Origin of the sequence: Rhizobium leucaenae USDA 9039 (assembly GCF_000426285.1) — a bacterium.
Lineage (GTDB): Bacteria > Pseudomonadota > Alphaproteobacteria > Rhizobiales > Rhizobiaceae > Rhizobium > Rhizobium leucaenae.
This window is the reverse complement of the sequence record NZ_AUFB01000051.1, coordinates 1-21,589: the sequence shown is the minus strand read 5'-3', so window position 1 is coordinate 21,589 and position 21,589 is coordinate 1. Positions and strand designations below refer to the sequence as shown.

Annotated in this window: 23 protein-coding genes, 1 tRNA gene and 1 pseudogene; 7 read left to right on the top strand and 18 right to left on the bottom strand. The window is 59.5% G+C overall.

Translation table 11 applies throughout. From position 1 onward, the window contains the following. Together K290_RS0131515 and K290_RS0131510 are read right to left on the bottom strand one after the other, a co-directional pair. A partial coding sequence (locus K290_RS0131515) for a helix-turn-helix domain-containing protein (protein WP_028755220.1) occupies positions 1-262 on the bottom strand: 262 nt, incomplete at its 3' end. Positions 263-369: 107 nt separating this feature from the next. Then, a complete protein-coding gene (locus K290_RS0131510; protein ID WP_028755219.1) occupies positions 370-630 on the bottom strand; it encodes a membrane protein in 261 nt (86 codons plus the stop codon). Positions 631-810: 180 nt separating this feature from the next. Between K290_RS0131510 and K290_RS0131505 the strand changes: the two genes are divergently transcribed. Both K290_RS0131505 and K290_RS0131500 read left to right on the top strand, forming a co-directional pair. Next, the gene (locus tag K290_RS0131505; RefSeq protein ID WP_028755218.1) at positions 811-1,197 is read left to right on the top strand and encodes a BA14K family protein; all 387 of its coding nucleotides are present in this window, start codon (positions 811-813) and stop codon (positions 1,195-1,197) included. A gap of 110 nt (positions 1,198-1,307) precedes the next feature. Further along, positions 1,308-1,384: transfer RNA gene (locus tag K290_RS0131500), tRNA-Pro, on the top strand. A gap of 350 nt (positions 1,385-1,734) precedes the next feature. Here the strand turns inward: K290_RS0131500 and K290_RS0131495 are convergent. Together K290_RS0131495 and K290_RS0131490 are read right to left on the bottom strand one after the other, a co-directional pair. Further along, a complete protein-coding gene (locus K290_RS0131495) occupies positions 1,735-2,412 on the bottom strand; it encodes a thermonuclease family protein (RefSeq protein WP_028755217.1) in 678 nt (225 codons plus the stop codon). 92 nt (positions 2,413-2,504) lie between these two features. Continuing rightward, positions 2,505-2,894 (bottom strand): hypothetical protein, encoded by a 390-nt coding sequence (locus K290_RS0131490; protein ID WP_037136704.1) that lies wholly within the window; start codon positions 2,892-2,894, stop codon positions 2,505-2,507. A gap of 256 nt (positions 2,895-3,150) precedes the next feature. On the opposite strand from K290_RS0131490, the gene K290_RS0131485 reads away from it, so the two are divergent. Next, positions 3,151-3,363: a hypothetical protein gene (locus tag K290_RS0131485; protein ID WP_028755215.1), complete on the top strand. Its 213-nt coding sequence runs from the start codon at positions 3,151-3,153 to the stop codon at positions 3,361-3,363. 211 nt (positions 3,364-3,574) lie between these two features. Continuing rightward, positions 3,575-4,594 carry an extracellular catalytic domain type 1 short-chain-length polyhydroxyalkanoate depolymerase gene (locus K290_RS0131480; protein WP_245276715.1) on the top strand — a complete coding sequence of 340 codons (1,020 nt, stop codon included), beginning with the start codon at positions 3,575-3,577 and terminating at the stop codon, positions 4,592-4,594. Positions 4,595-4,612: 18 nt separating this feature from the next. On the opposite strand, the gene K290_RS0131475 is transcribed toward K290_RS0131480, so the two are convergent. From K290_RS0131475 to K290_RS0131445, 8 genes and pseudogenes are all read right to left on the bottom strand, one after another. Further along, positions 4,613-5,044 carry a type II toxin-antitoxin system VapC family toxin gene (locus K290_RS0131475; RefSeq protein WP_037136701.1) on the bottom strand — a complete coding sequence of 144 codons (432 nt, stop codon included), beginning with the start codon at positions 5,042-5,044 and terminating at the stop codon, positions 4,613-4,615. Next, a pseudogene (locus K290_RS36925) lies at positions 5,044-5,288 on the bottom strand (type II toxin-antitoxin system VapB family antitoxin). Before K290_RS36925 ends, K290_RS0131475 begins: the two are co-directional and overlap by 1 nt. 70 nt (positions 5,289-5,358) lie before the next feature. Then, entirely contained in the window at positions 5,359-5,649 is a 291-nt protein-coding gene (locus tag K290_RS0131470; protein ID WP_028755212.1) for a helix-turn-helix domain-containing protein, read from the bottom strand. A gap of 84 nt (positions 5,650-5,733) precedes the next feature. Then, positions 5,734-6,933, bottom strand: a complete 1,200-nt coding sequence (locus K290_RS0131465) for a glycosyltransferase family 4 protein (RefSeq protein WP_037136699.1) — start codon at positions 6,931-6,933, stop codon at positions 5,734-5,736. A gap of 2 nt (positions 6,934-6,935) precedes the next feature. Beyond that, a complete protein-coding gene (locus tag K290_RS0131460; protein ID WP_028755210.1) occupies positions 6,936-8,198 on the bottom strand; it encodes an O-antigen ligase family protein in 1,263 nt (420 codons plus the stop codon). Beyond that, positions 8,195-9,757 (bottom strand): undecaprenyl-phosphate glucose phosphotransferase, encoded by a 1,563-nt coding sequence (locus K290_RS0131455; RefSeq protein WP_028755209.1) that lies wholly within the window; start codon positions 9,755-9,757, stop codon positions 8,195-8,197. The genes K290_RS0131460 and K290_RS0131455 overlap by 4 nt, the downstream gene beginning before the upstream one ends. A gap of 76 nt (positions 9,758-9,833) precedes the next feature. Beyond that, entirely contained in the window at positions 9,834-10,979 is a 1,146-nt protein-coding gene (locus K290_RS0131450) for a glycosyltransferase family 4 protein (RefSeq protein ID WP_028755208.1), read from the bottom strand. A 12-nt stretch (positions 10,980-10,991) separates the two neighbouring features. Beyond that, the gene (locus K290_RS0131445; protein WP_028755207.1) at positions 10,992-11,567 is read right to left on the bottom strand and encodes a polysaccharide biosynthesis/export family protein; all 576 of its coding nucleotides are present in this window, start codon (positions 11,565-11,567) and stop codon (positions 10,992-10,994) included. 190 nt (positions 11,568-11,757) lie between these two features. On the opposite strand from K290_RS0131445, the gene K290_RS0131440 reads away from it, so the two are divergent. After that, the gene (locus tag K290_RS0131440) at positions 11,758-13,977 is read left to right on the top strand and encodes a GumC family protein (protein ID WP_028755206.1); all 2,220 of its coding nucleotides are present in this window, start codon (positions 11,758-11,760) and stop codon (positions 13,975-13,977) included. Here K290_RS0131440 and K290_RS35515 read toward each other — a convergent pair whose 3' ends face one another. Together K290_RS35515 and K290_RS0131430 are read right to left on the bottom strand one after the other, a co-directional pair. Then, entirely contained in the window at positions 13,978-15,201 is a 1,224-nt protein-coding gene (locus tag K290_RS35515; protein ID WP_051264267.1) for a GNAT family N-acetyltransferase, read from the bottom strand. Between the two features lie 159 nt (positions 15,202-15,360). After that, positions 15,361-15,570, bottom strand: a complete 210-nt coding sequence (locus K290_RS0131430; protein WP_028755205.1) for a DUF2842 domain-containing protein — start codon at positions 15,568-15,570, stop codon at positions 15,361-15,363. Positions 15,571-15,682: 112 nt separating this feature from the next. Here K290_RS0131430 and K290_RS0131425 point away from each other — a divergent pair, with 112 nt between their 5' ends. Further along, on the top strand, positions 15,683-16,786 hold the full coding sequence (locus K290_RS0131425; protein WP_028755204.1) for a COX15/CtaA family protein: 1,104 nt from the start codon (positions 15,683-15,685) through the stop codon (positions 16,784-16,786). Between the two features lie 36 nt (positions 16,787-16,822). On the opposite strand, the gene K290_RS0131420 is transcribed toward K290_RS0131425, so the two are convergent. The 4 genes from K290_RS0131420 to K290_RS0131400 form a co-directional block, all read right to left on the bottom strand. Further along, positions 16,823-18,361 carry a tlde1 domain-containing protein gene (locus K290_RS0131420; protein ID WP_028755203.1) on the bottom strand — a complete coding sequence of 513 codons (1,539 nt, stop codon included), beginning with the start codon at positions 18,359-18,361 and terminating at the stop codon, positions 16,823-16,825. A gap of 439 nt (positions 18,362-18,800) precedes the next feature. Beyond that, positions 18,801-19,733, bottom strand: coding sequence for an N-acetyl-gamma-glutamyl-phosphate reductase (argC, locus tag K290_RS0131410; RefSeq protein ID WP_028755202.1), 933 nt, complete (start codon positions 19,731-19,733; stop codon positions 18,801-18,803). A gap of 137 nt (positions 19,734-19,870) precedes the next feature. Then, positions 19,871-20,824 carry an agmatinase gene (gene speB, locus K290_RS0131405; RefSeq protein WP_028755201.1) on the bottom strand — a complete coding sequence of 318 codons (954 nt, stop codon included), beginning with the start codon at positions 20,822-20,824 and terminating at the stop codon, positions 19,871-19,873. Beyond that, a complete protein-coding gene (locus K290_RS0131400) occupies positions 20,805-21,182 on the bottom strand; it encodes an antibiotic biosynthesis monooxygenase family protein (protein WP_028755200.1) in 378 nt (125 codons plus the stop codon). The genes speB and K290_RS0131400 overlap by 20 nt, the downstream gene beginning before the upstream one ends. Positions 21,183-21,336: 154 nt before the next feature. Here K290_RS0131400 and K290_RS35510 point away from each other — a divergent pair. After that, positions 21,337-21,589 (top strand): transposase family protein (locus tag K290_RS35510; RefSeq protein ID WP_037136695.1); only part of this gene is annotated, 253 nt, incomplete at its 3' end.

Here is a 21,589-nt window from a genome sequence, read left to right as displayed (position 1 = left end):
CGTCCTTGAGGCCGTGCAGGCTGATCTGCGGGCTCTGAGCAATCCGCTCGGCTATGAAAGCGCGATGCGGTTCCAAAAGACGCTTGCGATGCCCGCCCATCTGACTGGGCGCGACGGAGCCGCTGCGGCGATAGCGCTGCGACCACTTCACGACAGATGAGACCGAGACACCGAACCGCGCCGCCACCGAGCGGCAGCTCTCTCCCGCCGCAGCAGCGCCCACGACACGTTCACGCAGATCATTCGAAAGAGGTGCGACCATCGATGCTGACCTCCTCTCAGCCAGCATCTTGAATCACATTCGACAACAAAAGGGAATCCGCGATTCAAATAAAATCAGAAACGCTCTAGCGACGGTTTCCGCCGTCGTCAGAACGGCCGGGTCATCTCTTCTCTACTGACGAGCTTCAGACTGTGATCGGGCTGAATGATGTAGGTTTCGTAGACATCCTGGCCCCATTGGTTGACGAAATGGTGCGGCAATCGGGTGCCCGGAGGCGATTGCGTCAGCTTCAATTGCGGCTGGCCGCGATAGGTGATGCTGCCGGGAACCGGCTGCAGCGACTGGTCGGTTGTCGTGCATGCCGTAAGCAGCGGCGCGCATAGCAGAAGGGCAATCAATGGCTTCATCGCCGTAGCTTTCTAATCACTTCTTATTGAATGAAAATCCGTCGGAGAAGAAAGGCTGGAAAGGCATCTTTGAGCGCGGCTCGAAGCCACTATATAGAAATAATGTCGGAGCGGTCAGCGACAAGGTTTTCACGCACATGTGCTTGGATCTGCCGCCGTTGGAATTCGAAGGAGTCACACATGCGAACGATCACAAGGTCGATAGCAGTCGCGGGTTTCGGCGCATTGCTGGCGGCGAGCGCCGCTGTGCCGGTCGGCGCCATCACCATGCCTGCGCTTTCAGCGCCGGAGCAATCCGACATCATCCGGGTCCACGACCATGGACACCATAGCCATAACCGTTGGCACGAAGGCCATAAATTCCATGGCTTCGACGGTTACTATGACGATGATTCCGACAGTGGTGTGCTGTTCAAATCCTTCGTGACGGGCACGCTCTTCAACAGGCAGGGCACGGAAGGCTATTACGACAGCCATGCGCAAGCCTGCGCAGACCGCTATCCATCTTACCGCGCCTCGGACAATACATATCAACCGAGCCGCGGACCGCGGCGGCAATGCAGATGATCAGAGCGAGGACTTTTTTGCTCTAGGCGCCTTTTTTATTCCGACCTGCGATTTTACCTCTTGCGCTGCCATGCCCGAAAGTCTAACAGGATCAAGCCTTTTCGGCAGGTCGGGGCGTAGCGCAGCCCGGTAGCGCACTTGACTGGGGGTCAAGGGGTCGCTGGTTCGAGTCCAGTCGCCCCGACCATTAAAATCAATCACTTAGCCCCAGATGAGTGATTTGGCGAAAAATTAATAGCGAGAAATATAGCCAGCCGCGGCGTCTAGGCTCGCGGCATCTATCTTACTTAGATCGTTCCGATGCACTAAGGACGACGGCCACCTCGACCGTCCTACTCCGATTTGCCTATTGCACAATCTCGCAGAAGAGCCATACTTTCCTCATGAACCACTTCTGATCGCTGACCGCGGATGTACCGGCAGCGTCGAAATGGAGCAAGGAAGGCCGGCGAGAACATCGTTCGGCCTTTCTGGTTTTAATGGTCCGGTTCCACCCGGACCGTTTATCTCGTTGAACTCCCAGGAAAATTTATCGACTTAGCTACACCAAGACGATGTCTGCCCCGTCCAGCGGCGGGCCAGTCCTTCGGCAACCAGTTGATCGCCGATGGATCGGCCGGCGCGCATGGCGATGCGGAATTTGCCGCCGTGCTGATCGTCGCCGCGTCCGCTGCCGGAGAGCACGAAGGTGTCGTTGTTGAGAAGGGCTTGCAGCCGCAGCTTCGCGGCGGTGGCCTTTTGCCGTTCGCCGGCGCAATGCGATGGCTCGATGTCAGGCACATCGATATCCGCTAGGCGGATCTTAATTCCATTCTGCCAAAAGGTGTTGCCGTCGACGACACAGTTGATGCCGGTTTCGCCGCCGCAGAGGCCGAACCGTCCGGCGGTTTCGGGCGGGGCAGCGGCCAGCTTCCGATCCGCCGGTACGGCAACGACGGGGATGACGTTTGGAGGGACCGGCAGCGACGAAGCCGGACGTTCGGGCATGACGGCAGCCGTTTTGATCCTGGGTTTCGCAGTCGGCAGCGGCGCGTCCTGCGATACGTGCCGAATGCCGACAGTGCCGGTATAGGCCTGCAAGGAAGGCATATCCCGGCGATGTTCATAGGCGAAAATGCCGGCCGCGGCCGCGAGGCCGACCATGCCCCATAGCCACATCGAATTGCCCGCTTTGGGCTGCGGCTTGCGCCGTGTGTGTCGTTTCGCTTTTGCCATGGCTTCATTCCTCGATTGCGAGGAAATTATCGCCAAGATTTCTTACCGATCCGTTGGCTTCCCGCTGCCGGATGCCCGCGGGGAACCTTTATTCACTTCGCAGCGCCGGCAACAGGTTTCAGCTTGACCGCCATCGTGACCTGGCCGCGCACGATCAGCTTCTGGCCGCGGCCGTCCATATTGGTGACATCGGTGTTGCTGGAAAGACCGTTGATCTGGCAATCGTCGGCAAGGGTGTCCAGCAGCACGGCGCAGTTGCTGGCGGCAATGCGATAGAAGGATTTGATCGCATCCTGCTGCTGCTTCTCATCACTGCCATCAGTGATGGGGATGGAAAGCGATATCCCCGATTGCACGGAGATATAGCCGTCGGGAATCTGGTGCTGATTGCGCAGCGGCAATCCCGAGAGGGATTGTGAGAACGCCGGGGCGGCGCCCAGTAGAAGCATGCAAAGTGTTGCCGGGATCAGGCGCTTGTTCATCAGAAAGCCTCCGTTTCCAGCCCTTATGTCAGGCATCGGTGAAAGCTTGGTGATGACGTAACTTAAAAGTGTAATCTTGTGAGAGTTGCGAGCATATTTTCCCGAATCAGCAGCCCCTCAAGATTAAGAGCCGTTCGCATAAAACCTCGCTTGCCAAGCCTCTGAGCAGGGAGCATAGTCACTTTCTGTATCGTCGGTTAAACAAACGGGCACCGGCGACCGTATCTGCGTGCTGCCCGGCGGACGAGGCGGCGCCATGTTAGAAACCTCCATTCATCCACAGGATTTACCCTTGTTTTCGGACGATCTGGATCGTTTGGAAAAGGTGTTGGATGCCGTCTGCATGGATCGCGGCATCAGTCTGCGCAGCCAGGAAGCCGAGCGCCTTGGCGCCCTGATGATCCAGCTCTATCGCCAGGGCGTGAAAGAGGATGCAAAGCTCCTCGCGCTTGCGAAAGCCTATCTCTGACGCTTTTTCCGCCAGCCATCTAATCGGTTACGGCCGATTTCACATAGCAGCAATGACGCATTGTGCGTGCTCGAATGGGTGTCGCTGCCTTATATTTGCTGCATCGCACAAGGAGAGTCGATTGCTCGATCTCGTTACCCTGCGGGGTCGATGTGCGGCCCGCCCGCCAAATAAAATCCACTTCGGTGAGCGCGGATAATTTGAAAGGTCTATGATGAATTTCAAAGTTCCGAGCCGGCTTCGCCGTTTGCTCGTTGAATCCGTTGAGTTGCCACAGCTCAAATTCCCCGTAACAAGGCCGCGATCGCAGCCGGCGCGCCGGCGCGTCCCCACGCAACTCGCACCGCAGCGCCTGACGGAGGTCCTGTGGTTCGGACGCAACCCTGGCGATCTGCGCATGCTGGAATATGTCCCGGCCGGCGTCAAAGGTCCGATGCCGCTCGTCGTCGTCCTGCATGGCTGTCACCAGAATGCCGAGGATTTCGATCGTGCCAGCGGCTGGACGGCCTTGGCGCGCCAGCATGGTTTCGCCGTGCTCTACGCCGAGCAGAAGCCCTCCAACAATGCGAATCTCTGTTTCAATTGGTTCCGACCGAGCCTGGTGACGCGCGATCGCGGCGAGCTGGGTTCGATCCGCGAGATGATCGATTTCAGCAGCCGGCTGCATGACATCGATGAGAGTAAGGTCTTCGTCATGGGCCTGTCGGCTGGCGGCGCCATGGCCTCGGCGCTGCTTGCGACCTATCCGGAGCTATTTGCTGCCGGTGCCATCATCGGCGGTCTGCCCTTCGGCGCCGCCCGCGATGCCATGTCCGCGCTGGATGTGATGAAGAGAGCCGCCGTGCGCCCGGCCGAAAAGTGGGCCGAGCTCGTTCGTGAGGTCTCTCCGGATGCGGCCCGTTTTCCGGCGGTCTCGATCTGGCACGGGACAGGTGACGACGTCGTTTCGTTCGGCAATGCCGAAGCGTCGGTGGCGCAGTGGCTCGCCGTGCATGGGCGTCCGCAGACCAAAGGCCGGCTGCGTCTGTTCGAAGGCGGCGAGCGGCGCGAATGGCGCAATGACTATGGCGATATGGTGCTGGAACTGGTGACCCTGAACGACTTCGGTCATGGCTTGCCGGTCGGTTCCGTCGCCGAGGGCAGGGAGCCGGCCAACGAAACCGAACGCTTCATCTTGCCCGCCGCTCTTTCGGCGCCCGAGCAACTGGTTCGGAGTTGGGGACTGGCTTAATGCGTAGCGCCCAAACCTTCAGCCTAGATCGGTTTGGGCAAAATCGTCGCCTTTATATAGAAGGCCGCTTCCCTGCGCCTTTGCGCAAGCATACACGAAGCAGTCACCAAAATTGAGATCGGCCGGATGGCCGATTGCCTTTCCATACACCGCCGCTGCGTCCATAGCTCCGTTACCGATTGTATCCGTGATGGTGATTTCCCGTGCGCCAATTTCGGCGATCAGATCATCCACGAGTTTGCGAGCCTCCAGCAGTATTGCGGGGTTTGGTTTCGCATTTGGTCCACGCCGCTTATGAACGACGGCACGTGCGATACCGAACATCGCCTCAAAACGAACAAGCGGAGACACCGCACACGCGTTTTCGATTTCCGAAAGCCTTCTGGTGAGTTCTTGCCAACCAGGTTCCTGATTGATGATTGCGACAATGACCGATGCGTCGATGAACATCAGCTGTCATCCCACATTTCATCCGTAAATGCTTTGAAGTCGAAATCTGAATTAGGCAGACCGAGTTCGTAGCCTCCGCCTGAATCTTGGCGATGCGATCACGTAGCGGTACGGCCTGTCGCATTCGGTCGATTTCGTGGCGAAGAGCAGTACGTACGGCTTCAGTTTTTGTAGGTGCCTTGCTGAGGGCCTGCAGTTCCACTGCTAAGGCGTCGATATCATCATCTCTGATGTAGAGAGGCATTTGCATATCCCACGACGAATATCCAAATATACCCTACTGAATATTCGTTTGTGTCGCAATGCCGCTATTTTCAATCATCGTTGGTGGCGTTCAGGTTTTCCGGCCGGATGCCGCCATCTTCCGCCCAATGCTTGAAGCGAATGCCGGCGCCGCCGGCATCGTCGCTCCCGCTGGCAAGGAACGATATGCCGCGGGCCTCGAGGGCGGCGCGAGCAGCGACAAGCGCCTTGGCGTCCGCCGAGCTGACGTCCCTTTCCAGGGTTTCAATCGTTGTTACGGAGAGGTTGCTCTCGGCGGCAAGCGTTTCTGTCGTCAGTCCGAGCATGGCGCGTGCGCCGCGTAGTTGCGCTGATGTGATCATGTCTGAAATTTAGCGCATAAATCTGAAAATCGGAACCGATTTCAGATGGGAAGCATGTGCGAAGTCAAAATGAAGGTGCGTTCTTCAGGATGCGCTACGCAGCACAACTTTTTCCGACGTTCTTAGGAAGTTAGGAACGCGATGGCCGAGTAATTCGAAGTAGATTTCCTCCGTCGCATCGGCCATGCCGGCAAGCGTATAGCCATCCTTGCGCCGCCGGGCCTCGGCGGTGAAGCTTCGCAGCAATTTGGAATCGGCAAAGCGCGTCATCGCCGCGGCCAGTTCCGAGGGATCGTCGCTGTTGGCGACGATATAGCCGTTCTTGCCCGGCTCGATCACCGTGCGTGCGCCGCCGACCTCGGTCAGCAGCAGGGGCTTGCCGCCGGCTGCAGCCTCGAGCATAACATAGGACATGGCCTCGTAGCGGCTCGGCATGACCACGACATCGAAAGCGTCGACGGCGGTGGCGCCGGGGATGGATCCATCGAGATGGGCGCGGTCTTCCAAGCCGAACGCCTTGATCATATCGCCGACAGTGCCGGCCAGTTCGCCGATCCCGATCATCAGCAGATGCGCTTGCGGCAAGTCCATGGCGATGCGGGCAAAGGCTTCGACCAATCGCTGCGGCGCCTTCTGCGGCGTCAGCCGGCCGACGAAACCAAAGAGCAGGGCGTCCTGCGATATCCCATAACGCGCGCGGATGGAGGCACGTTGACCGGACGGCGGCGCGCTGACGCCGTTGACGACGATACGCAGCCGCTCCTTTGGAATGCCAAGCGACAGCGCGTGATTATATTCATCGCGGGATACGCAGATCAGGCGGTCGGATAGCCAGTTACCGAGCAGTCTCTCGATGCCGCCATAGATCATGCGGCCTTTGGACCCGAGCGTCGGGTCCATGGTGCGGAAGGCATGTGGTGTGTAAAGCACCGGGATATGCGGGCCTGGCAATCTCAATCGCGTCAGCGCTCCGGCTTTGGAGCTGTGGCCATGGATCAGATGAAACGGCCCATGCTCCGCGACGATCTTGCGAATTCGCCACCAGGCAGTGACATCCCAAGGTCCCGGCGCGCGCCGCATGGCAAGCGAGATGACATTGTCGAGACCCATGCCCTCCAGTTCTGCCACGAAAGCCGCTTCGGCACGCAAGGGCGAATAGATCGCCGTCACCGAATGGCCGCGACGCTGCATGGCGCGGCAAAGGTCGAGGAAATGTCGCCCGGAACCGCCGCCGCTGGGTTCGAGAACTTGCAGCAGCGACAGGCGTTTGATGCCGACGTTCATGTTCACGGTGCTGCTTCCCTTCGGGCCAAGCTACGCTGATACTGTTGCTCGAGTGCGCCGCAGCCCCAGACGATGCCGATCAGCATGTAGAGGTGGCGCCAATGATCAGTGTCGATGACGTTGCCAATACCGACATGGCCGAGAATGACGATCCAGGCGATCATCAAGTAAGGCTGCCAGGGGCGTTCCTTCAAAAAGTTGCGGAAGCCGATATAGACGGTCCAGCAGATCATGCTGACCCAGCAGAAAAAGCCGAGCCAACCATAGGTGGTCAGCGTCTTCAGCCAGATATTGTGCTCGTCCTCGCGAAACAGCGTGGAGAAGACGAGTGGACCGATGCCGAGCGGCCGTTCCATCGACAGCATGAAGCCGATGCGATGACGCTCGAAACGGCCGAGGTGACCGCCGTCGTAATCCTGCACGAGCTGTGTGCGCGTCGAGAACAGATCGCTCACCTGATGGAACTGCAGCGCGATGACCAGCAGGAGGACCATGAGAAGGATCGCCGTCAGCGACATCACCAGGATGCGCAGCCGGAAGGCATTGCTGCGGTGTTTCAGCAGCATGCAGAAGATCAACATCGCCGAAGCGAAGGAGAACAATCCCCAGGCGGCGCGTGAGAAGGAGAGAAAGATGCCGAAGGCTAGAACGAACAGGCAGAGCCCCTTGATCGGCGCCTTCTTCAGATCGCCGATCAGAATGCCGTGCATCAGGTAGATGGTTGGTGTCACCAGGTAGGGACCGAAGACGTTCGGATCTTGGAACGCGCCCATGGCGCGATCGTAGCGGGTGAAGATCTCGGCGCCCGGGAAGGCATGGAAGTAGCCGAGAATGCCAAGGCTTGCGGTGATCAGCGCGGCGACGACCCAGGTGTTGAAGATCAGCTTCAACCGCTTTTCGCTGTCTTCGATGATCGCGGCATAGAAGACGGAACTGAGTGCCAGGAAGGTGGAGACGGCGATATAGATCGGTCCGTCGAGATGGGAGCTTGCGCCAAGGTCGCGCATCTGCGTCAACGACAGCATGCCGCCGACGTTGAAAGTCAGGAAGAGTGCGAGAAGCGGCGCGACATTGCGCGAGATCTTCAGCCCGAGGATGAACCAGACGCCGATGAGAAACGCGACCCACAGCTCATAGGGTGCCGGTTCGGCGATGACGAAGCCCGACAGAAATATCCCGAAGGCAACGCAAGCCGTACCGATCAGCCGCAATGCTGCGAGCTGAGGCCGGTCGACACGCCGATAGGAGAGATCGATCGCGGTCAATAGGCGTTTTCCGTGTTGAGGAGACGGAAAGGCGTCAGGAAGAGGATCTTCAGATCGAAGTACAGCGACCAGTTCTCGATGTAATAGAGATCGTAAGCCGTACGAAACTTGATCTTGTCGTCACTGTCGATCTCGCCGCGCCAGCCATTGATCTGCGCCCAGCCCGTGACGCCGGGCTTGACGCGATGGCGGGCGAAATAGCCTTCGACCACATCGGCATAGATACGATTGTGGCTTGCCGCCAGAACGGCATGCGGACGCGGGCCGACCAGCGACAGATTGCCGAGCAGCACGTTGAAGAGCTGCGGCAATTCGTCGATCGAAGTCTTGCGAATGAAACGGCCCACCGGCGTCACCCGGGGATCATTCTTCGTCACGGCAATGCGCGCTGTCGGGTCGCTCATGTTGGTGTACATCGAGCGGAACTTGAGGACTTTGATGATCTCGTTGTTGAAGCCGTGGCGCTTCTGCATGAAGAAGACTGGCCCCTTCGACGTCGTCTTCACGGCAATTGCGGCGCCAAGCATGATCGGCCAGAGCAGGCAGAGCGCCAGCAGACTGAAGAAGACGTCGAAAATGCGCTTGGCGACGCCGTCCCAATCACGGATCGGCTTGTTGAAGATATCGAGCATCGGCACTGCGCCGACATGCGAATAGGCGCGCGGACGGAAGCGCAGCTTATTGGCATGCGCGGCCAGTCGGATATCGACGGGCAGCACCCAAAGCTTCCTGAGGAGCTGCAGAATGCGATCCTCGGCGCTAATCGGCAGCGCGATGATCAGCATGTCGATGCGTGTCAGCCGGGCGAATTCGACCAGCTCGGCGACGGTACCGAGCTTCGGATAGCCGGCGACCATCACGGGCGAACGCTTCTCGCCGCGATCATCGAAGATGCCGCAGATGCGGATATCGTTATCGGATTGATGCTCCAGCGCGCGGATTAGTTCCTTGGCCGGCTCGCCGCCGCCGACGATGACGGCGCGTCTTTCCATGAGACCGTTGCGGGCCCAGTTGCGGATGCCATAGGCGAACACGGCGCGTGCGGCGACGAGGAAGACTGTGCCGGCGGCAAGCCAGATCCCGAGAGCGCGGATCGAATAGATATGATTGACGTCGAAGGGCAGGAGGGCAAGAACCATCACCGCAAACGCGGCCACCCATGACACTAGGATGCGCTGCAGGAAACGGTGCGGTGCGCGCAGTATGGGAATCTGATAGGCGTCGGCCACTTGCAGGAAGACGATGGCGAGACCGCAAAGCGCGATCGTTACCGCCGCCTGCGACAGGAAGGGATGGGCGCCGGGTGTGGTCTGGAAGAAGAGAACCGCAAGCCCTACGGCAAGCAACGACAGGAATTCGAAAAGCCGGTATTGGCCGATAATGATTGCCGGTGTCTGATTGCTCTCACGAAACTGTTCGGCGATCTGGCGGGCATAGGCATTGATGTCACCGGCTTGCTGATCGCTACTCTGTTCCTCGGTGCCGCGAGTGCGAATTTCCGAGACCTGCTTGCGAATATTGTCCAAGTTAAATTGCTCGGACTCTTCAATATGGTTCATGGCAATTCATCCGGTCGTTACCGGAAATGGCCTAGCAGATATGAGCTAATAAACGTTTACAACACTTGTTTGTATTCTAATGTTCGCCCTTCAATTCAAGTATCTCATAATATAAATCTATAGTATCCCTCGCCATGACCGATGCCGAAAATGCCGACCGGATCCTCTCGATATTGGGCATGGTATGCTGACGCCAATGCGGCTCGGTGATCGCCGCGGCCATGACTCGTGCAAGATCGTCCGCATTGCCTGCCTCGGCGAGCGCGGGGCTTTGCTCACCAAGTGCTTCGGCAATGCCACCGACGCGCGAGGCGATCACCGCTTTCTCGGCGGCCAGAGCTTCCAGCACGATATAGGGCATGGCTTCGGCGCGGGACGGGACGACGACATTCTGCGACATGGCGAAGGCTTCATGCACACGCATGGCCGGCAGCATGCCGATACGGTGGCCAAGGCCGCGCTGGATCATCATGGTACGGTATTTGTCCTTGTCCGGTCCGTCGCCGATCATCAGAGCGGATAGCGGCCGGCCAATTCGTCGTTCGGTCATGGCGAAGGCGTCCACAAACAGATCGGGACCCTTGAGGTCCCGGAGCATGCCGATATAGACGAAGTGCACCGAGTCCGATCGCGTGGGTATGTTCCGGAAATCGCGCCCGCTGATGCCGTTGTAGATCATGACGGTACGCGTGCGCGGTTTGCCGATCTTGCTTTCGTAACTTCGGCGCTCGAATTCGCAGATGAAGATCAACCCGTCGGTTAGAAATTCCAGCAGCCGCTCCAAGCTGTGCACCAGCAGGCCCTGTGGCGAGAGGCGCGAGAAATGCAGGCTGCCGCCATGCGCGGTATAAAGGCGGGCAACGCGATACCTGTTCACCCGCAAGGCTGAGCCGAGGATGCGTGCAAGCAGGCCGCCCTTGGCGCCGTGCCCATGCAGCACATCCGGCCGCAAACTTTTGACTTTGTTGTAGCTGTCCCAGAGCGTCGTAGCGTCCGACAGGCTGATCTGACGCCGGATCGGCAGGCGCGTCACGCCAAGCGCGAGGAACGGTTTGACATCGTCGAACAACCGGTCCTCATGCGTCCCGCCGGTGAGGCTGTCGCAAAGAATACCCACCTCATGGCCCGCCTTGCTCTGTTCCTCCGCCAGATCACGGACATGGCGGAATATCCCGCCGACCGGAGACCTGAAGCAATGAAGGATGCGGAGCGGTCTTGCCATGGTCGAGAGCGGTCAGAATAGCCGTTCGCGGACATAGATCGTGTCGCCCGCGAGGACCGGATCGGAAATGCCAACCCGACCGGTCATGACATGGCCATTGATCTTGCGGGTAACGTCGGCATTGGATTGGTTTGCACGGCTGGTGAAGCCGCCGGCAACCGCGATGGCGTTCTGTATCGTCATGCCGGGCACATAGGAATACTGACCGGGCTGGCCGACTTCGCCCATGATATAGACGGAGCGATAGCGGTCGATGTCGATGGTGACGTCGGGATCGCGGATATAGCCCTGGCGAAGTTTCTGCGCGATCTGGCCGGAGAGCTGCTGCAGCGTCCGGCCGCGGGCGGGGACCTGGCCGATCAGCGGGAAGGCGATATAGCCGGCCTGATCGACCGTATAGGTATTCGTCAAACCTTCCTGGTCGAAGACCGTGACGCGCAAGCGGTCGCCGCTGTCCAGCGTATAGGGCTGAATCGTTGCTTCACTGAAGGCTTTCGGCGCCGGCTGGTAGGTATTGCAGCCGCTGAGCGCAGCGCTCACGGCGGCCATGCCGAGTGCCAGAACAATTTTTGGCGTTGCGACGGACATTTCGCGCTCACAGGAGAGGAAATCACTGTCGCCGTTATCGATCTGTTAGGGTTAACGGGCGGTAAAGAGGAAGAAAAATTCTACATTCTTTATTAGGGTTTTCGAAAATAATACACGAAAATACTATTAACGCTTGGGTTACTATAGTCGTTTACGCTTAATTCGGTTTTATATTACGGAGTTCTTGTATATGCCCGGCGTAAGCAGCAGCCAGCAGGATGTCGATATAGACCTCGCGCAGCTTTTTCGCGCCGTCTGGCAGCGCCGCGTGCGCGTCATTGCCATCACGCTAGTCGGCGCTTGCCTGGCCTTTGCTGTCGCCAAGATCGTCTCGCCGGAATATCGCAGCGAAACGCGCATTCTGATCGAACAGCGTGCGCCGGCTTTTGCAACAACCACACAGAATAATGATGTCAGCTCCGGTCCGCTGCTTGATGAACTCAACATCGCGAGCCAGGTGCAGATCCTGCAATCGGCCGATCTCATTAAGCAGGTGATTACCAACCTGAAGCTCTACGAGCGCCCGGAGTTCGATGACGCCACCAAGAGCTCGGCTTTTTCCGATATTCTTGTCATGCTGCACTTGAAAAAGAGCCCACTCGATAAGGCGCCGGAAGAGCGGATGCTCGACGCCTTCACCAGTCGGCTTCAGGTCTATCAGATCAACAGCTCGCGCGTCATCGGCATCAGCTTCACGTCCCGCAATCCGGATTTGGCGGCCAGCGTCCCGAACGCCATGGCGCAGGTCTATCTGTCGATGCAAAGCGGCGCCAAGCTCGATTCCAATACTGAGGCGACACGCTGGCTGGAGCCCGAGATCGCCAATCTGCGCGAGAAGGTCAACGAAGCCGAAAAGAAGGTCGCCGACTATCGCTCCGCCAACGGTCTCTTGCAGACCAGCGACAACAATACCTTCGCGACGCAACAGCTTGCCGATATTTCCGGCCAACTGGCGCAGGTGCGCGGCGAGAGGGCCAACGCCGAGGCCCGGGCTCAAGCCGTGCGCAACGCGCTCGCCACCGGCCGCTCCACCGATACGCTTGCCGATGTTTCGGGGTCCCAGACCATCCAGCGGCTGAAGGCGACGGAATCCAATCTGGAATCACAGATTTCGGATCTCTCTACGACGCTGATGGATGGCCACCCAAAACTGAAGAGCCTGCGTGCCCAACTCGCCGATATCCGCCAGCAGATCGACCGCGAAACAAAGAAGATCCTTGCCAGCATCGAGAACGAAGCCAAGGTGGCGCAACTGCGCGAGCAGCAGCTTGTCGGCCAGTCGAACACGCTGAAGGCCGACAGTGCCCGGGCAGGGGAAGATGCAGTCGGCCTCAATGCTCTGGAACGCGAGGCGGCGGCAGAGCGGCAATTGCTGGAAACCTATCTCGCCCGCTATCGCGAGGCCGCTTCCCGTGTCGACAAGAATTCGAGCCCGGCGGATGCCCGCGTGGTCTCGCAGGCCGTCGAACCGGTTGACCCCTATTTCCCGAAGGTCGGCCCGATCGTCGTCGTCGCTACACTCGCAACCTTCATTCTGACCGCCATCGCCATTATGCTGGCCGAACTCTTCAGCGGTCGCGCCTTGCGTCCGGTCGGTCCCGTCGATCGCGAAGTCCAGGCCCGGATGGAAACGGCCGCTCGCCCGGAAACAGGATTCGAAGCCACTCCCGCCAAAGTCGTGCCCGCATCGCGTCAAGGTGAGGTGCCGGCAAGCATGCTCTCCGTCGTCGCCGATGAGGTGTTGGCACGGGAGATGGAGAAATCAGTCAATCTCTCGCATCGGGCGGAGGAGACTATCGAAGAGACGGAGGACGAAGAGGATTTTTCCATCCAATCAGTCGCCGATTATCTCATCGAACGCGACTCTCGTCTTGTCATCGCCATATCACCGACCGGAGACAACGGATCTACGGCGACGGTAATGCTGGCCCGCACCATTGCCGATGCCGGACGCCGTGTGGTGCTCGTCGATATGACCGGAACAGGCTGCCCGTCGCGGCTGATGGAGGAAACTGCCGGTCTTTCCGGGGTAACCGATTTGCTTTGCGGCGAGGCCGCCTTTGCCGATACCATCCATCCCGACCGTCTTTCCGATGCCCATCTCGTGCCACAGGGCACCAGCGATCTCGGCCGGGCCATGCGCGGCGCCGACCGCCTGTCGCTGATCCTCGATGCGCTCGGCTCGGCGTATGACATCGTCTTGGTCGAATGCGGCGCTGCCGATGTTTCAGGCGTCGCCCGCCTGACGCGCAGCAAGGACACGGAAATCATTCTCTCCATGCCGGAGCCGGACGAAAACCAGTTCATGACGGCCATGACGGAATTCCAGAAGGCGGGCTACGAGCACATCATCCTGATGTCCGGCTGGCGTGAGGAACAAGGCCCCAAAGCGCGTCAGCATGCGGCCTGATCAATCCTTTTCGGCCTCTTCCACCGGGGCGTCGCTGCTGCCCCGCCGGGCTCGCAGCCGCTGGATCAATCCATAGAGCTGCCGATTGGCCTTGATGGCCGCCTTGGTGCGCGTCATGCCGCGCTGGGCAAAAGCTGCCGCGTGGCCGACCCCCGAAACTGGCAGGATCAGGTCATGCTGCGTCGTTTCCATCGGGCACCACGAGCGCTTGTAGGTTTGGTCGCCGATGCCGAAATCGAAGAGGGCAGCATCCTCGCGATGAAGCCGCTCTATCATCAGCCAGAACAGCAGTTCGCCAGGACTCGCCTCGGGAACCAGCGTCTCGTCGATCGAGGCAAACTGGCAGATGACATGATCGCCCTTGCGCGAGAGGGCGGCGACTGCGGGGATATGTCCTTCATGCTCGCCCTTCAGCCGCAACGCATGCATCTCCAGCGCCGCGTAGGATCGCTCCTCGCTGCGAAGCTCCAACAGCCTGTGCAGCACTGTTTGGGTCGGCGCATCCTGGAACACATCCGGCAGACCGGCCGCTTCGAAGCGGACGGCTTTCTGCCGGAAGAAGAGGTCAAGCAGAGCGTCCCGCTGATCAGGCGCAGCGATCACATATTCGTAACCGCCTTTGTCGTTGAGAATCCGCGTCTGATGTTTGAATTTCTTGCGTCGTCTTTTGGCATTCACCTGCTTCAGGGTCGCCTCGAAGGCGCCGAGGAAAGGCAATTGAAAGGCGTGGTTCTGATTTTCGACGGCGGGCATCGCGGCGAGGGGGCTTTTGCGACCGCGCCATTCCAATGGCACGTTGCGCAGGACCATCAGATCGGCCCTGCCTCGCAATGCCTGCGCAATTTCTGCCTGTTGCGATGCCGAAAGGCCGCTTTCAGCCGTTTCCAGAAATTCGCCGGAGAATAGACCGGTATTGATATTGCTGTGGCGCGCGCCGATAAATTCAGCGCGACGGATGCCATGAGTGCGGATGATTTCGAGGGGCAGGATAAAGGCGGTGCGGCCATCGACAGAGCCGCGGATGAGGGCCAGCGGATAACGAAAGGTCTCGACCCAGGCGGCGCACCAGTCATAGCTCTGATGAAGCGAGGTGAAATCGTCCCGTTCCAGTGCCCGCCATTCGGCTTCCAGCGGCGCCATGCTGTCGAAGATGTCGACGCGCATGCCGTCGTCTGCCTCGGCCGCAACGGGCATGGCTGCGATATCGAGCTTCTGCGTTTGCACCTTCTGCGCCTGCATTTGGGCGTCTCCAATCGGACAGCTTTGCACGCAGTCTTCAGGGCAGGCGGCTTATTTTTGGTTTAAGGCATGATGATCAGGAGGATTTCCCGTTGATCACGGTTATCTCCACGTAAATTCGAAATCACTTAAATAAGGCCGCGTCTATTGCGGGCGAGGCCCCGCCATCCACTTGATGATCCCCATCGCCGGTAGCACCCAGATGATGCCGCTGAAGAGGAAATAGAGGAAATGCACCCAGCCGGGCTGATCCCCAAGCGTGCGCACCGCCACGATCATCGCCACGATCGCATAGATGACGACCAGCAGCACGAGCAGGATCATGCCGATGAATTTGCGCAAGCGAAGGGGCAAGGGTGGTCTCTCCTCTCTTAACGGCGTGCCGCGACGGCATGCCGCAAAGTCTCGGGACTTGTTTTGCACGCCCCTATCAGGCAAATCAACAGCCGGATTGAAGGGAGATCCCATGGTCGTCGCTAATTTCACGTCGGAACAGGCCGTTTTGAACGAAGTGGCCCGCCAGGACCGCAATCGCCGCGCCATCCGCATCTGGCTCGCCTGCGTACTTCTGGCGCTTTTTGCCCTGGTGCTCGTCGGGGGCGCAACGCGCCTGACCAATTCCGGCCTGTCGATCACCGAATGGCAGCCGATCCATGGCGTCATCCCGCCGCTCAACGCGCAGGAATGGCAGGAGGAGTTCGACCTCTACAAACGCATTCCGCAGTTTGAGCAGTTGAACAAGGACATGACGGTCGACGAGTTCAAAGGCATCTTCTGGTGGGAATGGGCGCATCGGCTGCTCGCCCGCACAATTGGTGTCATTTTCGGTCTGCCGTTGCTGTTCTTCGTTTTGACCGGTCGCGTCGAGCGCAAGCTATGGCTGCCGCTCGGCGGTATTTTCGTGCTCGGCGGCCTGCAGGGCGCAATCGGCTGGTGGATGGTGTCGTCCGGATTGGAAGCGCGCACCGACGTTAGCCAATATCGCCTCGCCACCCACCTCATTACCGCCTGCCTGATCTTTGCCGCTTGCATGTGGTTCATGCGGGCACTATCGCCGCATTCGAATGACCCGGCGCCCGCGCGTTATTCGGCAAAGCTTGCCGGCCTCATCGCCGTCATGGCGCTGTTCCAGATATACCTCGGCGCACTGGTTGCCGGCCTCGACGCCGGTCTCTCCTATAATACCTGGCCGCTGATGGATGGCGCGGTGGTGCCGGGAGGATTGTTTGCGCAATCCCCAGGATGGATCAATTTCTTCGAGAACCCGAAGACGGTCCAATATGTCCACCGTCTCGGCGCCTATGCGCTTTTCACCGTCGTCGCCATCAATATGATCATCTCGCTGCGCGCTGCCGCGCAGACGACGCATGCCCGCCGTTCGGTCGTGCTGTTCGTGCTGGTGCTGATTCAGGCGATCCTCGGCATTTCGACGCTGCTCTTGCAGGTGCCGCTGCATCTTGCATTGGCTCATCAGGCCGGCGCTCTCATCGTCTTCGGCTTTGCCGTCGCAAATTGGCGCGGTTTCTATGGCGAATATCCGCACCAGACGGTCATCGCCGTAGCGAAGTGAGGCGAATGATCGCCTCACACGCCCGTTTCGCAAAACTCAGCGCGACGCAACATTGCTCGGCGCCGATGACAGACGCGTCACCACCTGCAGACGCTTGATTTCGCCGCGCTTAAAGGCAGCGAGGAAGCGGCTGTAATCCTTAAAGACCACGCAGCCGTTCGAATCGCCACGGGCTCCTCTGAGCATGTACGTGTGAGCCAGCAACCCGACCCGGCCATAGACGCGGGCGCCGTTTGCGGGCGTCAGGCGCAGCGCCTGCACACCATGGAACAGGCTTTCCCTATATGTCAGATCATAAGTTTCAGGCGGTGTCGGGCCGGTGTTTTTGCGGTCGACATAGCGGGGATTGTCACGCATGTGGCCGAGGCCGGAATGTGCCTCGAGGCGTTCGCCGCTCGGCAGGTAGACGGTTCCGGCCGAGATATCGTAGATCGCGGTTCCCCCTCGCGGCCTCAGGGCGGCAAACGGGTTGAGAAATGGCCGCGACCGTTTGACTTCTTCGTCCGGGTTTGCATAGGCCAATGCGCGCGTCGGCGACGTGTCAGCTTCATCAGCAGCGTCGGAGGTGCTGCCCGAGGCGGTTGCCCGCGCAACGACATGGGCCGGGCGCGGCAGCGGCACGACGCTAGGCAGTTCCTCCACAGCCGATGGATCTTCCGCGTCGGCAAGATCGACGGTTCCGGCATCCGACGATGCGTTATTATCTGTGGTGGGCGTCTGGTCCGGACGTGCCATCGGGACGATGTCGAAAGGCTCCGGCGCAGCATCGCTGGAAGCCGTCGTCGCAAGGCTCTCCGCAACCGCGCGGTCGATCGTTCCGGCCGATGGAGCGGCCGACGCCATCTCGGTGGGCAGTGCATCGCTTGCGGATGCTGCGATCGGCAGACTGTCCTTGCCCGGATGATCCAGGGCAGCCGAATTTGGCGCTGCAGCTCGGATTGCGGGTTTGTTCATCGCAACTTCCGTCGACCGCGGCATGGAACCGGCGGCGGCCGTGATTGAGATTGCCGCGCCAAGGATGTTGCTCTGCATAAGAGATTTCCCGGCATTCGCCAGGGCGACGGCGGCGACATCGCGCAGATGCGCAACCGTTGCCGGCGAGATCGACGTGTCGTTCTTGGCAATGACCGAAGCCGCCTGAGCCCGTGCGAGATCTGAAGCCTGTTGCGACAGCGCGTTCGCCAATTGCTGCTTGACCAGCCCGCGCGCCAGGATCGCTTTGGAACGTGCAATGGCCTCCAGCTTCTCGGCATCGGCGGACAAAGCGCTTACCCGTGCTCTTCCGCCCATCGGCACGGTCTGGCTGGCGAGACGCGCCGCATGCGCGATATGCCCCTGCGGCACGATGAAGGCAGACGCTCTTGGCGTCAGCGAATCCTGCAGCGCAGTATCTGCGCCGGGGAGGGACAGGACCATCGATTGCGTGGTGATCAGCGTCGCGGCCACCCATGCAAAAACCGCAACTGCGACACCGGTGACGACCGTACCCTGACTGATCCCCGGGGATTTTTTCCGGCGCGAAGCGTACCCGGAACGCGAATTGAAGTTACCGAAGGTCTCGGTCGCAAACGCCATGATACTCATTATCCAAACTACATACGCCATGCCGGCCCACAAAAGTGCCTACGCCGAGACGCAAGATCTGCGTGCGGTCGTCACTTTGCCGACTGTCGGAAAGCATGCCGAATTATGGTAACCAATTCCTTTACGCCGTCCCCATCTTGGAACTGTGCATCCTTGATGACCGCGATTATTGCGGCGACGAAACCCGAAGCAGGCGATAAGGGCTGATTTGTGGCCGATTACTAATAAAGTAATACAAAATATTCGAAAAGGACTGATTGGACGGATCAGTCCCAATGTCACGTTGCAATCGCTGCCGCTGAGATCAACGCGCCCTTAAGGGCGCCCTGAAGATGAATTTCAGTCCGGAACACGGCAATCCAGCCGATCGACCTCGACGAGGCGATTGGCTGGGCTTCCTGGATTTTGAAGGTTGATCAGGCGTGCGGCGTCAGGCGCTCAGCATCAGGTCCATGTTCTGGACCGCGGCTCCGGAAGCCCCCTTGCCGAGGTTGTCGAGCAGAGCGACCAGGTTGACCTGGGTGGTGCCCGGCGTGCCAAATACGAACAGCTTCATCGTATCCTGGCCGGCCAGTTCGACGGCGTTGACGCGGGGCAAAGCATTGCTTTCTGCCAGCGGGATGACCTGCACGATATCCTGGCCGGCATAATGCGCCGTCAGCGCAGCATGGATGCTCTCCAGCGACGCGCCTTCGGCGAGATTGTCGAGATGCAACGGCACCTGTACGATCATCCCCTGCGGGAATTTGCCGACCGACGGCGAGAAGATCGGCGCGCGGTCGAGCAAGCCATGCGTTGTCATCTCCGGCACATGCTTGTGGGTCAGCGGCAGGCCGTAAAGGAAATGGGGCGCGGTGATCGCATCGGGATGATCGGCATTCTCCATCTGCGCGATCATCTGCTTGCCGCCGCCGGTATAGCCGGAAACGGCATTGATGGTGACGGGATAGCCGTCCGGCAGGATGCCGGAAGCGCGCAGCGGCCGGATGAGACCGATGGCGCCAGTCGGATAGCAGCCTGGATTGGCAACGAAGCGGGCGGCCTTGATCTTGTCGCCTTGATCCTTGTCCATCTCCGCAAAGCCATAGGCCCAGCCGGGATTGACGCGGTAGGCGGTGGAGGTGTCGATGACGCGGACTTTGTTGTTCGCCGAGACCATCTTCACTGCTTCCTTCGAGGCATCGTCAGGCAGGCAGAGAATGGCGATATCGGCGCTGTTCAGCATGTCTTCGCGCATCGCGGCATTGCGCCGCTCGGCTTCCGGAATGGACAGAAGCTCCACATCGCGACGGCCGGCCATGCGCGTGCGGATCTGCAGGCCCGTGGTTCCGTGTTCGCCGTCGATGAAGATTTTCGGTGCCATTTTATTCCTGCTCTTTCAATAGGTTCAGAGTGTTTCCGGACTCAGTTTGCCATGGAGTTGATTCAAAATGATAACAGCGGTTTTCGAGTGGGTATGATCTCGTCCGAAAACCGCTTGATACTTTTCGGGATCATGCCCTAGCGACCTGCCGCACGCCTTTCGGAGTGGAGACCGAGCATATACATTGCCACCGTCGCGCCCGCAATGGCGGTAATGTCGGCATGGTCATAGGCCGGGGAAACTTCGACGACATCGGCGCCCCTTATATCGAGTTGGTTGAGTCGCTGCAGCACCGACAGGATTTTTGCGCTTGAGGGGCCGCCGGCTACCGGCGTTCCGGTGCCGGGCGCATAGGCCGGGTCGAGGCAGTCGATATCGAAGGTCAGGTAGGCGGGCGCGCCTTTGGTATGGGAGATAATCGTCGACGCAATGTCGGCCGCGCTCATGCCCTCGACTTCATGGCCGTAGAGAAGCCGAATGCCATAATCCCCCGGCGCATGCGTGCGGATGCCGATCTGGATGGAGCGGTTGACATCGATCAGGCCGTCGCGGGCGGCGCGTGCGACGAAGGAGCCATGGTCGATGCGCTTGCCGTCGTCGAACCAAGTGTCCTGATGCGCGTCGAATTGCACCAGGGCCAAGGGGCCATGCTTGGCCGCGTGCGCCTTCAGCAATGGCCAGGTGACGAAATGGTCGCCGCCGAGCGTGAGCAAAAAAGAACCGCTGTCGAGGATCGTGTTTGCTTGCTGCTCGATCTCTGCCGGCGTCTCCTGGTGGTTGCCGTAGTCGAGCAGGCAATCGCCATAATCGATGACGGCCATTTCGGCGAAGAGGTCGCGGTGGAAAGGGTACTGCGGATCATTGTCGAAGATCGCGGAGGCGCGGCGGATCGCCTGCGGCCCGAAGCGCGTTCCGGGCCGGTTGGAGGTCGCTGCATCGAAGGGAATACCCCAGACGACGGCGTCGACGCCTTCCAGCGACTTGGTGAAGCGCCGGCGCATGAAGGAGAGTGCACCCGCAAAAGTCGGGTCGCTGGCAGCCGACGTCAGGCTTGTTGCTGAAAAGGCGTGATCAATCGACGTGCTCGGCAAAGGATTCTCCTTCGTTCGCATGGAAACTATAGGCCCGCTCGACCCGGGCGACACGGACTTGATATTGCTCGTACCAGCGCTCGCGCCCGAGCTTCTGGGCTGCCATATGCGAGACGACATTCTTCCAGGCCAGAATGCTTTCTTCGTCCCGCCAGAAGGAAACGGTGATGCCGAAGCCGTCGCTGCGTCTGGCGCTCTCAAGGCCGAAGCAGCCATCTTGAGCGAGCGCCAGCGTCTCCATTTTCTCTCCCATGGCCCCATAGCCCTGATCGCCCTCGGTGCGGATGGAGGAAAACGAGACGATGTAATAGGGCGGCTTCGGCGTGGCAGCAAAAGGCGATGCACGATCATGTGTCATAGCGTGTCTCCCGAGGTGAAGAGAAGTAGAGAGCATGGGCGCTGCATGCAAGCGTCAGAGCTACAAACGCAGGGTGCCGAACTCGGGTTAACGCGATTTCCCGCTTGCCAGAAGTCTGATTCCCTATGGCCTCGATGATTCGGAGGGCATGGTGATGAACGTTGTGGCATTGGAGGGATTTGAGAAGTCGCGATTGAAGCTGTTGCTCGATCATCTCGGTGAGATCGAGGACGTTCGCGATCCCTGGCGTGTCGCCTACCGGTTGCGGGAAGTGCTGTTTCTGGTGGTTTGCGGCACGATCTGCGACTGTGAAGATTATGATTTGATTTCGGAATGGGGCGAACAGCATCTGGATTTCCTGCGCCGCTTTCTGCCCTATGATCATGGGGTTCCGGGCGGGCGTTGGT

Bases quoted from the DNA above. Each gene is read 5' to 3' on its own strand.
- K290_RS0131445 (WP_028755207.1), bottom strand. From the start codon at position 11,567: ATGTCCGTCGCAACGCCAAAAATTGTTCTGGCACTCGGCATGGCCGCC.
- K290_RS0131420 (WP_028755203.1), bottom strand. From the start codon at position 18,361: ATGGCGTTTGCGACCGAGACCTTCGGTAACTTCAATTCGCGTTCCGGG.
- argC (WP_028755202.1), bottom strand. From the start codon at position 19,733: ATGGCACCGAAAATCTTCATCGACGGCGAACACGGAACCACGGGCCTG.
- K290_RS0131475 (WP_037136701.1), bottom strand. From the start codon at position 5,044: ATGTTCATCGACGCATCGGTCATTGTCGCAATCATCAATCAGGAACCT.
- K290_RS0131510 (WP_028755219.1), bottom strand. From the start codon at position 630: ATGAAGCCATTGATTGCCCTTCTGCTATGCGCGCCGCTGCTTACGGCA.
- K290_RS0131455 (WP_028755209.1), bottom strand. From the start codon at position 9,757: ATGAACCATATTGAAGAGTCCGAGCAATTTAACTTGGACAATATTCGC.
- K290_RS0131490 (WP_037136704.1), bottom strand. From the start codon at position 2,894: ATGAACAAGCGCCTGATCCCGGCAACACTTTGCATGCTTCTACTGGGC.
- K290_RS0131450 (WP_028755208.1), bottom strand. From the start codon at position 10,979: ATGGCAAGACCGCTCCGCATCCTTCATTGCTTCAGGTCTCCGGTCGGC.
- K290_RS0131495 (WP_028755217.1), bottom strand. From the start codon at position 2,412: ATGGCAAAAGCGAAACGACACACACGGCGCAAGCCGCAGCCCAAAGCG.
- K290_RS0131400 (WP_028755200.1), bottom strand. From the start codon at position 21,182: ATGACACATGATCGTGCATCGCCTTTTGCTGCCACGCCGAAGCCGCCC.
- K290_RS0131440 (WP_028755206.1), top strand. From the start codon at position 11,758: ATGCCCGGCGTAAGCAGCAGCCAGCAGGATGTCGATATAGACCTCGCG.
- K290_RS0131480 (WP_245276715.1), top strand. From the start codon at position 3,575: ATGATGAATTTCAAAGTTCCGAGCCGGCTTCGCCGTTTGCTCGTTGAA.
- K290_RS0131425 (WP_028755204.1), top strand. From the start codon at position 15,683: ATGGTCGTCGCTAATTTCACGTCGGAACAGGCCGTTTTGAACGAAGTG.
- K290_RS0131470 (WP_028755212.1), bottom strand. From the start codon at position 5,649: ATGATCACATCAGCGCAACTACGCGGCGCACGCGCCATGCTCGGACTG.
- K290_RS0131505 (WP_028755218.1), top strand. From the start codon at position 811: ATGCGAACGATCACAAGGTCGATAGCAGTCGCGGGTTTCGGCGCATTG.
- K290_RS0131465 (WP_037136699.1), bottom strand. From the start codon at position 6,933: ATGAACGTCGGCATCAAACGCCTGTCGCTGCTGCAAGTTCTCGAACCC.
- K290_RS0131485 (WP_028755215.1), top strand. From the start codon at position 3,151: ATGTTAGAAACCTCCATTCATCCACAGGATTTACCCTTGTTTTCGGAC.